Below are 12,474 nucleotides of genomic sequence, written 5' to 3'. Positions count from 1 at the left end.
ACCGCTCCCACTACCGACGGCCGCACCGCAACCACACCCGCTGCCGACGGCCGCACCGCAACCGCTCCCGGAGCCGGCGGCGAGCAGCCGGCTGGAAGAGGCCACCATGCATTCACCCCGCCCGCACCTTCCCACCGACAGCTGCGCGGCCGGACGTGCGGATGCCCCCGAGCCGAACCCGCCCAGCGTCGTCATCGAGCGCCGGGTCGAATGGCCCGACACCGACGCCGCGGGTCACTACCACCACTCGACCGTGGTGCGCTGGGTCGAGGCGGCCGAGGCCACCCTGCTGCGTCGCCTTGGGCTGGCCCATCTCTTCGGAAGCACACCCCGAGTCCACTTCGAGGCCGACTACCGCGCGCGGCTCTGGTTCGGGGAGATCGTCCGCACCGAACTGCGCGTGGCCAAGGTCGGGACCTCCTCGCTCCATTACGCCTTCACCGTGCGCGGTCAGGGCGACGAGGTGGCCGCCACCGGTCGTATGTCGATCGCCCACTCCGCCGCGCATTCCACCGGCTCCACACCCTGGCCCGACGAGGTGCGCGAGGTCCTGGTCAAGTCGGGTCCACAGCTGCCCGAAACTCTGGCCTGACCCGGCGTGCCGACGCACTCGGGAGGCCCCCCATGAGTCACCTCATTCACGTACGTACAGACCCCACACATCTTGCCCCGGAGTCATCCGGAGTCATCCGGAGTCCTGAGGAGGACGCAGTGCGCGTAGCGGTCATCGGAGGCGGACCCGGCGGTCTCTACTTCGCCGCCCTGGCGAAGCGGCTCTCACCGGAGTGGGAGATCACCCTCTGGGAGCGCAACGCCCGCGACGACGCGTTCGGCTTCGGAGTCGTCTTCTCCGACGAGACGCTGGACGGCATCGCCCAGGCCGACCCGGCGGTGTTCACGGCGATGTCCGCGGAGTTCGCCCGGTGGAGCGACATCGACGTACACCACGGTGGCGAGGTACGCACCTCCGGCGGGCACGGCTTCGCCGCCATGGACCGCAACCGGCTGCGGGAGATCCTGCAGAAGCGGTGCGCGGAACTCCACGTGGACGTGCGCTACGGCACCCAGGCACCGCCTGTCGAGCAACTCTCCGCCGACTACGACCTGGTGGTCGCCGCCGACGGAATCCGCTCGGCGACCCGCGAGACCTATGCCGAGAGCTTCGGCCCGGATCTGGACGAACGCAACTGCCGCTACATGTGGCTGTCCACCGACCGTGTCTTCGAGGCGTTCACCTTCATCGTCGAGGAGCGGGACTTCGGCGTCGTCCAGGTCCACGCCTATCCGTACGACGACAAGCGCAGCACGTTCATCGTGGAGATCGCCGAGGACGCCTGGCGCAGGGCGGGCTTCGAGGCCCTCGCCGACCGGGAGTTCGCCCGCGGGGAGAACGACGAGGAGAGCGTGCGGCGGTGCGAGCAGTTCCTCGCCGAGCATCTCGACGGCCACCGGCTGATACCCAACGCGTCCAAGTGGATCCGCTTCACGACCGTACGCAACGCGTCCTGGTGCCACCAGAACGTGGTCCTGCTGGGAGACGCCGCCCACACCGCCCACTTCTCCATCGGATCCGGTACCAAGCTGGCCATGGAGGACGCCCTCGCGCTGGTCGCGAGCCTCCACGAACACCACTCCGTGGCCGAGGCGTTGGCCGCCTACGAGGCGGAGCGCAGGCCCGTTGTCGAGTCCACACAGCGTGCCGCGCAGGCGAGCCTGGAGTGGTTCGAGACCATCGACCGCTACACCGGTCAGGCACCCGACCAGTTCGCCTTCAACCTGCTCACCCGTAGCCGCCGGGTCACTTACGACAACCTTCGTGCCCGGGACGCCGACTTCGTGACGGCGGTCGCCACCGCGTCCGGCGGGACCGCCACCGTCCCGCCGATGTTCCGGCCCGCGCGGCTGGGCGGGCTGTCGCTGCGCAACCGTGTGGTCGTGCCGCCGATGGCCACGTACACGGCGAACGCCGGCGTGCCCGGCTCGTTCGAGCAGGCCCAGCTCACCGCCCAAGTCCTGGGCGGGGCCGGTGTGGTGTTCGCCGGGATGACCGCCGTCAGCCCCGACGGCCGGGCCACCAGCGGTTGTCCCGGCCTCTACACCGGCGAGCAGGAGGCCGCGTGGCGAGCGATCGTCGACGCCGTGCGCGCGGTCTCCGACACGCCACTGGGTATCCAGCTCACGCACGCCGGCCGCCGTGGGTCCACCTCGGTTCCCGGCCCGGACGGGGTCGGCCTTCCGCTCGGCGGGAACGGCTGGCCGACCCTGGCCGCCTCACCGCTGGCGTGGGACGAGGCGAGCCCGGTCCCGCGCGAAGCGACCACGGAGGAACTCCGCCGCGTCGCCCAGCACTTCGCCGAAGCGGCGGCCCGTGCCCGTCGGGCCGGATTCGACGCTCTGGAGCTGCAGTTCGGCCACGGCCACCTCGTGTCCGGCTTCCTCTCACCTCTCACCAACCATCGCACCGACGAGTACGGCGGCACACTTGCCGGACGGCTGCGCTTCCCCCTGGAGGTGCTGTCGGCCGTACGCGCCGTCTGGCCCGACGGCAAGCCCCTGGTCGTACGGATATCGGCCGCCGACTGGGCCGAGGGCGGTACCACCGAGGCCGAAGCGGTCGAGATCTGCCGGGCGCTGGCCGCGGCGGGCACCGACGCCGTCGACGTGTCCACCGGCGAGGTCGTCGCCCACGAGCAGCCACGGTATGGGCGCAGTTACCAGACGCCGTTCGCCGACCTGATCCGCAACGCCACCGGCATCCCGACCATCGCCGTCGGCGCCATCTCCAGCTACGACGACGCCAACTCGATCATCCTGGCCGGGCGAGCCGACCTGGTCGCCGTGGGACGCGCCCATCTGTACGACCCGCTGTGGACGCTGCACGCAGCCGCGGACCAGGGATACCGGGACGCGGCCGCGTCCTGGCCCGGACCTTGGCAGGCCGGCAGCCGCAAACCCCCCGGCCCGCGCGCCGACCGCGTGCCGCCGCGCCTGCATCTGCTGCGCGGAGCCGCCGCCCTCGTCCACCGGCGCTGGCAGCCCGAACCTGTCCGACCGCTCCCCGTCACCGCGTCCTGCTGAACCGCGCTCCGCATCCGGCAACGGAACAACCAGAGGAACCCATGGAGAATCTGCCCCGCTTCACCGCCGCCGCCGTACAGGCGTCTCCGGTGTATCTGGACGCCGCCGCGACCGTCGACAAGGCCGTGTCCCTCATCCACGAGGCGGCCGGCAACGGCGCCTCCCTGATCGTCTTCCCCGAGGTGTTCGTCCCGGGATACCCGTACTGGAACTGGACCATGAACCCCGTCCAGGGCTCGCCCTGGTTCGAACGGCTCCAGCGCTCCTCCGTCGACGTGCCCGGACCGCACGTGGACACCCTGCGGGCCGCCGCCCGTCAGGCCGGCGCCACCATCGTCATCGGCGTCAACGAACGAGCCGCGCACAGTCTCGGGGTGCTCTACAACACCCTGTTGACCATCGGCGCGGACGGTGAACTCCTCGGCGTGCACCGCAAGTTGGTGCCCACCTGGGCGGAGAAACTGACCTGGACCGGCGGCGACGGAAGCTCCCTGCGCGTCCACCGGACGAGGATCGGGCCGCTCGGAGTGCTGGCCTGCGGCGAGAACACCAACACCCTGGCCCGGTTCACCCTGCTCGCCCAGGGCGAGCTCGTCCACGCCGCAAGCTACATCGCCCTTCCCGTCGCCCCCGAGGACTACGACATGGCGGACGCCATCGCGCTCCGCACCGCCGCGCACAGCTTCGAGGGCAAGGTGTATTCCGTGGTCGCCTGTTCGACCATCTCCCCGGAGATCGTCGAACAGATCGCCGGGGACGACCCGGACGTGCGCAAGCTGCTCGCCCGGCCCCGAAGCGCCCTGTCCGGCATCTTCGGCCCCGACGGCCGTCCGGTCACCGAGCCGCTCGTCGACGACGAGGGCATCGTCTACGCCGAGATCGACCTCGCCAAGTGCATCCAGCCCAAGCAGATGCACGACATCGTCGGCCACTACAACCGGTTCGACATCTTCCGGTTGCAGGTCGACAACCGTCCCCGCAGCCCGCTGACCCTCACGGCCGTCGAGGGGGACGAGCCCGCACCTGCCACCCTGAAAGAGGAAGCATGACAGCCCACGACGACGACCGGATCGGCCGCGCCCGCGTCACCGACAACCCCGAACTCCTCGCCTACTACGACGAGTTGGCCAAGCTGGACGCGGGAGCCCTGTGGACGGTCGCCAACGACATCGAACCCTGGTATCCACAGCCCAAGTCCGTGCCGATGCTGTGGCGTTACGAGCAACTGCGGCCGCTCGTCCACAAGGCGCTCCCGCTCGTCACCGGCGACGAGGCCGGCCGTCGCGTGGTCATGCTGGTCAACCCCGGCCGCACGGAGGTGAGCGCCGCAGTCGGCCCGCTCTACACCGGACTGCAGATCATGGGCCCCGGCGAGTCGATGACGGCCCACCGCCACACGGCGGCGGCCCTGCGTTTCGTCCACGAGGGCACCGGCGCCTGGACCATCGTCGACGGACAGAAGCTCAAGGTCGGGCCCCGCGACTTCGCCATCACTCCGAGCGGCACCTGGCACGAGCACGGCAACGAAGCCGACGACGTGCCCGTCATCTGGCAGGACGGCCTGGACATCCCCCTGGTCAACGCCCTCGACGCGGGCTTCTACGAGATCCACCCGGACCTGCACCAGACGCCCGGAAAGGTGATCAACTCCTCCGTCCTCAGCTACGGCGGCAACCTCCTCCCCTCCGGCATGGAGAAGTGGACGCGTCCCTACTCCCCCGTCTTCGGCTATCCGTGGGAGCCCACCTATCAGGCCCTGCTCGACCTGGCCAAGGCCGCCGACGGCTCCCCGTACGACGGCGTGATCATGGAGTACGCCAACCCGCTGACCGGCGGCTCCGCCATGGCCACGATGGGCGCGCACATGCAGCTCCTGCGGCCCGGTCAGGCCACCCTGGCCCATCGCCACACCGGGTCCGTCATCTACACCGCGGCCAAGGGCCGAGGCGTCTCGGTGATCGCCGGGCGGCGTTTCGAGTGGCGGGAGGGCGACATTTTCTGTGTGCCGTCCTGGGCCTGGCACGAGCACGCCAACCTCGACCAGTCCGAGGACGCCTGCCTCTTCTCCTTCAACGACTTCCCGGTCATGCGCTCGCTCGGCTTCCACCGTGAAGAGGCGTACACCGAGAACGGAGGGCACCAGCCCACCAGTTAGGGCGTGTTCGGCCCCCACCCACTCCGTTGCACATCATTCTCTCCTGCCCCGAGGAACCTCCCATGCGACTCGTCACCTTCCACCACAACAACGCGCCCGCCCGACTGGGCGCCCAGATCGACGACGGTGTGATCGATCTCGCCGCGCTGGCCGCACACCATGGCACCCAACTGCCCCATGATCTGCGGTCCTTCATCGACGCCGGCGCCACGGCCCTCGAAACCGCCCGGCGTCTGCTGGCCGAAGGACCTACCGGCTGGCCGTCCGAAGCCGTCCGTCCACTGGCGGAGGTCTCTCTCCACGCCCCACTGCGCCCCGGAAAGATCATCGGCGTCGGCCTGAACTACGTCGAGCACGTCGAGGAGTCCAGTCGCAGCCTCGACACCGACAAGGAACTGCCCCCGCGTCCGGTGCTCTTCAGCAAGCCCGCCACCGCCGTCACCGGTCCGGGACAGCCGATCCTGCACAACGCCGACCTGACGACCCAACTCGACTGGGAATGCGAACTCGCCGTCGTCATCGGCAAGTCCGCCTTCCGCGTCAGCGAGGACGACGCCTTCGACCACATCTTCGGCTACAGCATCATCAACGACATCAGCGCTCGCGACCAGCGCCGCTCCGGGCAGTGGTTCTTCTCCAAGGGACAGGACTCCTACGCCCCCTTCGGGCCGGCCGTCGTCACCAAGGACGACGTTCCCGACCCCATGGCGCTCGATCTCTCCCTCCGCGTCAACGGCGTGACCAAGCAGAAGTCGAACACCCGCCACATGCTCTTCCCCATCGCCCGGCTCATCGCCGACATCTCCTCGGGCGTCACGCTCGAACCCGGCGATGTCATCGCCACGGGGTCCCCCTCGGGCGTCGGGGCGGGCATGGTCCCCCCGGAGTTCCTCGCTCCGGGCGACACCGTCGAAGCGACCGTCGAGGGCATCGGCACCCTCACCAACCCCGTCCTCGACGCCCGTTGACCGCACCCGCCCCACCACGAGTTCTGGAGCGCCCTGTGTCCCACCCCACGTACCGAATCGGCCAGATCGTGCCCAGCTCCAATGTCACGATGGAGACCGAGGTGCCGGCCATCCTGCGCGCACGCCAGGCCCTCGCGCCGGAACGCTTCACCTTCCACTCCAGCCGCATGCGCATGACCCATGTGACGCCCGAGCAGTTGAAGGCGATGGACGCCGACTCCGACCGGTGCGCCGTGGAGCTGTCCGACGCGCACGTGGACGTACTCGGGTACGCCTGTCTGGTGGCCATCATGAGCATGGGCCTGGGCTACCACCGCACGTCCGAGGAGCGCCTGCACGCGCGCACCGCGGAGAACGGCGCTCCGGCGCCCGTCGTCACCAGCGCCGGAGCCTTGGTCCACGGACTGCACACCCTCGGTGCCAAGAAGATCGCCCTGGTCGCCCCCTATATGCGCCCGCTCACGAAGACGGTCGTGGACTACCTCACCCATGAGGGGATCGAGGTACTCGACTACGCGGCACTGGAGATCCCGGGCAACCTCGACGTCGCCGCGCACGACCCCGCCGAGCTGCCCGGAATCGCCCGCACCCTGGCCCACGCCGACGCCGATGCCGTCGTCCTCTCCGCCTGCGTCCAGATGCCGTCCCTGGGCGCCATCGAGGAGGCGGAACAACTCCTCGGCAAGCCCGTCGTCTCCGCAGCGGTCTGCACCGCCCATCAGATGCTGCGCGCCCTCGGTCTTCCGGCCGTCGCTCCCGGAGCGGGCCACCTGCTGTCCGGCGATTACGCCGAGACGCCGCTGCCTCAGCAGGAGGCGAGCCAAGGTTGACCGGGGACGATCGTCCTGCCCCGCCCCGAACTCGCGGTGGGGCAGGTCGGTAGGATCGCCCCCGCACACAGCGGAAGGCGATCATGGCGGACAGCTCCATCAGGCCCAGCTCGTTGATCAGTACGGTCTACGGGGCCTTCCTGAGGCGTCTCGACGGCTGGATCGCCGTCGCCGACCTGATCGCGCTGATGTCGGAGCTGGGCGTGGACGGTCCGGCGGTGCGCTCGGCGATCTCCCGGCTCAAGAAGCGCGGCGTCCTCGAACCGGAGCGGCGGGCCGCCACCGGCTACCGGCTCAGCCTCGCCGTGCACCCGGTGTTCGACGAGGGCGACCGGCGTATCTTCGGCAGCCTGGAGCCCGCCGACCTGGCCGACGGCTGGGTGATGGCGGTCTTCTCCGTTCCCGAGTCGGAGCGCGCCCACCGGTACCAGTTGCGCACCCGGCTGACATGGCTGGGGTTCGGCAACATCTCCCCGGGCGTGTGGCTGGCGCCCCGCCGCCTGCTGGACGACGCCCGCGGCACCCTCGTCCGCCTCGGACTCGGCGACTACGTCCACCTCTTCACCTCGGACTACGCCGCGTTCAGTGATCTGCGCGCCTCCGTCAGCTCCTGGTGGGACTTCCCGGCGATCGAGGAGCAGTACGCCGACTTCACCGACACCTACGGACCTGTCGCCGGGCGCCTCGGCCGGCAGACCGACATCGACGACGCCGAGGCATTCCGCCACTACGTCCCGATGCTCACTCAGTGGCGCCGCCTGCCGTACCTCGACCCCGGACTCCCGTCCGAGCTGCTCCCGTCGGACTGGAACGCCGTCGCCGCGCGCCAGGTGTTCCAGCAGCTGCACGCGGTACTCGCCGAGCCGGGCCTCCGGCACGTCCAGACCGTTACCGGGCTGGAGACGAAGGCTCCCTAAACCGCCGACCCATACGGAAAAGGGCCCCCGCAGGTTGTCACCTGCGAAGACCCTTCGCACCGTCGGGACGACAGGATTTGAACCTGCGACCCCTTGACCCCCAGTCAAGTGCGCTACCAAGCTGCGCCACGTCCCGGTGCGTCTCACCCGGGCTGTCCCGCGTGATCGTGCAGGTAAACCCTACCGCACGTGAGGTGATGGCCTCGCACGGGCGGTCACCGGCCGGTCGTACGACGGAGCGGCTGGCCCGGGCTGGTCAGTTCGGCCGCCGCTGTGCGGAGTGCGTCGGCCAGGCGGGCGGCCGGTTCCGGCAGGGGGCGTGGGAGGCGGGCCAGGACGAGACGGCGCCGCTCGTCGGGGCCGCCGTGCACGGCCAGGATCCGTACGCCGGGTGGTGCGGCGGGGGCGAGTGCGGCGGGGACGGTGGTCAGGCCGCAGCCGGCGGCGACGAGGTTCAGCTTGGCCAGCCAGTCGCGGGCGGTGTGCGCGATCAGGGGGCGTTCGTCCAGGCCGGGCCAGACGCCCATCAGCTTCTCCTCGCCTGACGGGGGTCCCGCGATCCAGCGCTGTCCGCGCAGGTCGGCGATGTCGACGGAGTCGCTCGCGGCGAGCGGATGGGTGGCGGGCACCGCGAGCCGCAGGGTGCGTTCGCCGAGTGTCCGCAAGGTCAGTGGGGGCGACTCCGTGTCAAAGGGGCGAAACGGCGGCGCGGAGGCGAGGACGGCCAGGTCCAGGGTGCCGGCGCGCAGCGACCGGACCAGGGCGGGTGTGCTGCCCTCCCGGGTGCTGACCGTGATCGCCGGGTGGGTACGGCGCAGCGCGGCGATGGCCCGGGGCAGCAGCACGGCGCCCGCGCTGGCGAACCAGCCCAGCCGGACGGTCCCGGCCTCGGCGGGCAGCCCCGCGAGTTCCCGCGCGGTCGCGTCGATCTGGTCGAGCACCGTCACGGCCCGGCGCAGCACGACATGTCCGGCGGCGGTCAGCCGAACCCCGTCCCGGCGCCGCTCCAACAGTGGTGCCCGCGCGGCCCGTTCGAGGGAGGCGATCTGGCGGGACACCGCGGACTGGGTGTAGCCCAGCGCCCCGGCCGCGGAGGTGAGCGTGCCCCGCTCGGCCACCTCGCGGAAGACGCGCAGGGCGACCAGGGAGACGTCGGTGAAGTCCATGATGTTTACGCATACCAGAGGTGAGCAGCTTTCGTTGGACGCATGGCTGGGGTGTTTCTAGCGTGGTGGTCATGACTGTCGCACGCATCGCTCTTGTCACCGGCGCCAATCAGGGCCTCGGCTTCGCGCTCGTCGAAGGGCTCGCCGCCCGGATGGAGCCCGACGACCTGGTCCTGCTCACGGGACGCAACGCCGGGCGGGTCACGGACGCCGTCTCCCGCGTCAACCAAGCCCCGGACACCAGAAGTCGGGTGGAGGGCCGCGTGCTCGACGTCACCGACGCGGCGGCCGCGCGACGGCTGGCCGGCGAACTCGGCACGCGGTACGGCGGGGTGGACATCGTGGTGTCCAACGCGAGCGCCATGCTCACCCCGGAACGGTCCCAGGCGGAGCAGGCCGACGAGTTCATCGATGTCGCCAACGGCGGCGCGCACGCGGTGCTGCGCTCGTTCGGGCCGGACTTGCGTCCCGGTGGACGGCTGATCGTCGTGGCCAGCTCCCTGGGCACGCTCGGTCATCTGGACGCTCGCCTCCACCCCCTGTTCGACGGCGTCTCGCTCGAACAGGTCGAGGCGGCGGTCGAGTCCTGGCGCGCGGCCGTGCACGCCGGTACGGCGGAGGAGTCCGGCTGGCCCCGCTGGATCAACGTGCCGTCCAAGGTGGCCCAGGTCGCCGCGGTGCGGGCGGTGGCGGCCCAGCGCCACGACACCGACCTGGCCCGGAACACACTGGTCGCGGCGGTCTGCCCGGGGCTCGTCGACACTGCGCTGTCGCGGCCGTGGTTCGAGGACTTCAGCGGGGCACAGAGCCCGGCGCAGGCCGCGGGCGCCGTGCTCGACCTGCTGCTGCGCGAAAAGGTCGAGCCGGCGGCGTACGGCGAACTCGTCCGGTTCGGGGCGGTCGTGCCCTGGTACGACGGGAAGCCGCCGCGGCAGCGGGATCAACTCCTCGGCGGATAGCCGGGGGTGGGTGGCGGCTCACGCGCCACCCACCCGGCGGCCCCTCGGTCAGGCGTTGGGGTCGAACGCGATGCCGGCCGGCTTGGCCTTCTCCAGGTGGTAGTTGAAGTTGCCGTCCTTGAGGCCGAAGACGGCACTGCCGAAGTCGTACGCGCTCAACTTGTCGCGCAGACCTGCGGGGTAGCCGTTCCAGCCGACCAGGCTCGGGAACTGCCAGGCGTGGTGGTGGTTCTCCGGGGGTTCGTCGTTGGAGTTGGCCGGGCGGAAGCAGTGCGTGCTGATGCCGTCCTTGTGGTAGACGACCTTGGGGTGTGTGCCGTCCCAGCGGATCGAGTCACGGCCGTAGACGTTGAAGTTGCCGTGGGCCGAAGTGGACACGTACTTGGCCTCGTTGTCCTGCACCCACACCACGACGTGCTCCCAGTCGTTGCGGTGCCCGCCGAGGCCGCTGCCGGCGACGGCCTGGTCCTTCTCGAAGTACAGGCCGTACATGATGGCGCACCAGCCGTTGTTGCACTTCTCCCGCGAGTAGCCGTTGGTGTTGTCGAGGTCCCAGGAGTCGTGGCACTGGCCGTTGAGGGCCCCGGACGGCTTGAGGCCGCCGTTGATGGTGCCGTCGGGGCCGATGGCGGGAGTCGGGTAGCAGCCGTCCGTGTCGTAGTCGTAGGCCGGCTGGAACGTCTGCTCCAGTCCGTCCGCGTTCGCGGGCAAGGCCTTCGGCGGGTCGGCGAGGGCGCTGCCGGGAAAGGCGACGACCAGCGCGACGGCGCTGCCGAGGATGAACGAGACCTTGCGGATCCGCGAGCTTCTCTTCACTGCGTCCTCCTGATCGACCGCGGCGTGGGGGCGGGGCAGACCAGGCGGTCGTTTGGCATGCCCAGCTCAGCTTTCCGGGCCGTGGCGAAAATCGCCAGCGCCTTGAGGTGTCCGCGTGATGAAGGATCAACGTCGCATGGCTCGCTACGCCTTGCCGTCGGCGAGCTTCCACTCCCGGTGCAACGTGCCGAGCGGGACGCTGTGTTGGAGAACGGGCGTGCCGAAGACGGACAGTTGGACGCGCAGGGTGCCGGTCAGGTCGACACCGCCGTAGACGGCCCAGACGCCCGCCGCGCCGACACCGGCCTTCGCGGTGGGGCCGGTGGCGGATGTGGTGTCGGCCGAACCCGCTGCCTCGCCGCGGAGATACGGGGCCAGGTCGGCGGTGACGCCGACCGTGCCGTAGAGACCGACGGTGGCCTCCGCACCGAGGGACGCCCGCACGCTCCCCGCCGTGCTGACGGAGGTGCGTACCGGAGTGCTGGTCATGTGCGACTCGTTGACCGGCGTCCAGCCCTTGGCGGGTCCGAAGGTGCCGCCGGCTGTGAAGTCGCCCTTGAGGTCCTGCTGGATGTCGACGGTGACGTTTCCGTCGGCGCCGATCTGGAAGTAGCAGGTCAGATCGAGGTTCACCACGACGGGAATCGGGCCGACCTGCAGTACGGGATCGGCGTGCAGCTTCGCGAACGGCACCCGCACGGGCTCGGCGGAGGCGGCGGCGCGCCCCTTGACCGCCCACCGCGAGGTCCAGTCACCGGAGACACCGAGGGAGGCCGCTCCCGGCCCCGAGCCGGCGGAGTGTCCGCCGTAGGAGAAGTCGACTTCGGGCGCGACCTGGACGAAGCCGTACACGGCCGCCGACGCCGAGGCCGGCGCTCCCTGGGCCGTGCCGACCTTCGCCGCCACGTCGACGCGCAGGCTGCCGAGCGGGACCTTGTTGCCCTCGGGTCCGGAATGGATGTCCCCGGTCTTCGCCCACGAGACCTTCACGTCGGGCAGCAGCCGTTCGACGTCGAAGGACGCGGGGTCGACGGGCACGGTGCCCTTCGCGTCGCCGTCGCCGAGCAGCGCGTCCAGCGTCGTCGGGGCGGTCTGCACCTCGGTACCGTCACCGCTCGCGCCGATCACCTCGGTGACCTTGGCGAGGAGTCCGCCGGGGGCGCCGGGCGCGGGGGCGCTGGCGATGACATCGCCGACGGCGGTGCGGTGCGGTCTCGCCGTTTTGCCGGCGGTCGGGGACGGCGCCGCGGAGTCCGGAGTTCCGTGGCCGGCGGGTGATATGACGGCCCGTCGAGTACGGCTGTCGTACGACTTCACCTTGAGGGCGGTCTTGCGGGCTTTGCCTCCTGTCGCACCGGGCCGGGCGACGGCGGTCGAGGTGGCTGCCGCCTCGGGGGCGGCGGCGACGGCGAGTGGTCGACCGGTGTCGGGGGTGGCGGAGGCTTCGGCCGCCTGGGCACGTTCAGGGGAGGAGGAGTGCGCCCCGGGATCCGCCGAGCAACCGGCGACGAGGAGCAGGGCGGATGCGGCGAGCGCGGGCATGACGGCACGCAAGGGCCGCTTGCGGATACGCAAGATCAGTCCT

11 protein-coding genes and 1 tRNA gene are annotated in these 12,474 nt (G+C 70.7%); 8 read left to right on the top strand and 4 right to left on the bottom strand.

The genetic code is table 11. The annotated features are described in order from the left end of the window. Window positions 1-106 precede the first annotated feature (106 nt). The 7 genes from AB0D27_RS25205 (at window position 107) to AB0D27_RS25175 (ending at window position 7,948) form a co-directional block, all read left to right on the top strand. Complete coding sequence (locus tag AB0D27_RS25205; protein ID WP_362512909.1) at window positions 107-592, top strand: thioesterase family protein; 486 nt, start codon at window positions 107-109, stop codon at window positions 590-592. A 119-nt stretch (window positions 593-711) separates the two neighbouring features. Beyond that, entirely contained in the window at window positions 712-3,078 is a 2,367-nt protein-coding gene (locus AB0D27_RS25200) for an FAD-dependent monooxygenase (protein WP_362512848.1), read from the top strand. Between the two features lie 41 nt (window positions 3,079-3,119). After that, a complete protein-coding gene (locus tag AB0D27_RS25195) occupies window positions 3,120-4,127 on the top strand; it encodes a carbon-nitrogen hydrolase family protein (protein ID WP_362512845.1) in 1,008 nt (335 codons plus the stop codon). Then, window positions 4,124-5,233, top strand: a complete 1,110-nt coding sequence (locus tag AB0D27_RS25190) for a cupin domain-containing protein (RefSeq protein ID WP_362512842.1) — start codon at window positions 4,124-4,126, stop codon at window positions 5,231-5,233. The genes AB0D27_RS25195 and AB0D27_RS25190 overlap by 4 nt, the downstream gene beginning before the upstream one ends. Before the next feature lie 62 nt (window positions 5,234-5,295). Further along, window positions 5,296-6,201 carry a fumarylacetoacetate hydrolase family protein gene (locus AB0D27_RS25185; RefSeq protein WP_362512839.1) on the top strand — a complete coding sequence of 302 codons (906 nt, stop codon included), beginning with the start codon at window positions 5,296-5,298 and terminating at the stop codon, window positions 6,199-6,201. An 89-nt stretch (window positions 6,202-6,290) separates the two neighbouring features. After that, window positions 6,291-7,031 carry an Asp/Glu racemase gene (locus AB0D27_RS25180; protein WP_362512906.1) on the top strand — a complete coding sequence of 247 codons (741 nt, stop codon included), beginning with the start codon at window positions 6,291-6,293 and terminating at the stop codon, window positions 7,029-7,031. An 83-nt stretch (window positions 7,032-7,114) separates the two neighbouring features. Then, a complete protein-coding gene (locus AB0D27_RS25175) occupies window positions 7,115-7,948 on the top strand; it encodes a PaaX family transcriptional regulator C-terminal domain-containing protein (protein ID WP_362512837.1) in 834 nt (277 codons plus the stop codon). Between the two features lie 62 nt (window positions 7,949-8,010). Here AB0D27_RS25175 and AB0D27_RS25170 read toward each other — a convergent pair. Both AB0D27_RS25170 and AB0D27_RS25165 read right to left on the bottom strand, forming a co-directional pair. Next, window positions 8,011-8,084: transfer RNA gene (locus AB0D27_RS25170), tRNA-Pro, on the bottom strand. Window positions 8,085-8,163: 79 nt separating this feature from the next. Next, window positions 8,164-9,114, bottom strand: coding sequence for a LysR family transcriptional regulator (locus tag AB0D27_RS25165; protein WP_362512834.1), 951 nt, complete (start codon window positions 9,112-9,114; stop codon window positions 8,164-8,166). Between the two features lie 71 nt (window positions 9,115-9,185). On the opposite strand from AB0D27_RS25165, the gene AB0D27_RS25160 reads away from it, so the two are divergent. Next, window positions 9,186-10,073: an SDR family NAD(P)-dependent oxidoreductase gene (locus AB0D27_RS25160; protein ID WP_362512832.1), complete on the top strand. Its 888-nt coding sequence runs from the start codon at window positions 9,186-9,188 to the stop codon at window positions 10,071-10,073. A gap of 48 nt (window positions 10,074-10,121) precedes the next feature. Here AB0D27_RS25160 and AB0D27_RS25155 read toward each other — a convergent pair whose 3' ends face one another. Both AB0D27_RS25155 and AB0D27_RS25150 read right to left on the bottom strand, forming a co-directional pair. Beyond that, entirely contained in the window at window positions 10,122-10,889 is a 768-nt protein-coding gene (locus AB0D27_RS25155) for an NPP1 family protein (RefSeq protein ID WP_362512829.1), read from the bottom strand. Window positions 10,890-11,033: 144 nt separating this feature from the next. After that, window positions 11,034-12,431 (bottom strand): hypothetical protein, encoded by a 1,398-nt coding sequence (locus AB0D27_RS25150; RefSeq protein WP_362512903.1) that lies wholly within the window; start codon window positions 12,429-12,431, stop codon window positions 11,034-11,036. Between the last annotated feature and the right edge of the window lie 43 nt (window positions 12,432-12,474).

It is taken from the genome of Streptomyces sp. NPDC048415, from assembly GCF_040651675.1.
In the GTDB taxonomy this organism is placed as follows: domain Bacteria; phylum Actinomycetota; class Actinomycetes; order Streptomycetales; family Streptomycetaceae; genus Streptomyces.
Note: the sequence above shows the minus strand (reverse complement) of the source record. Positions and strands in the feature narration are given on the sequence as shown.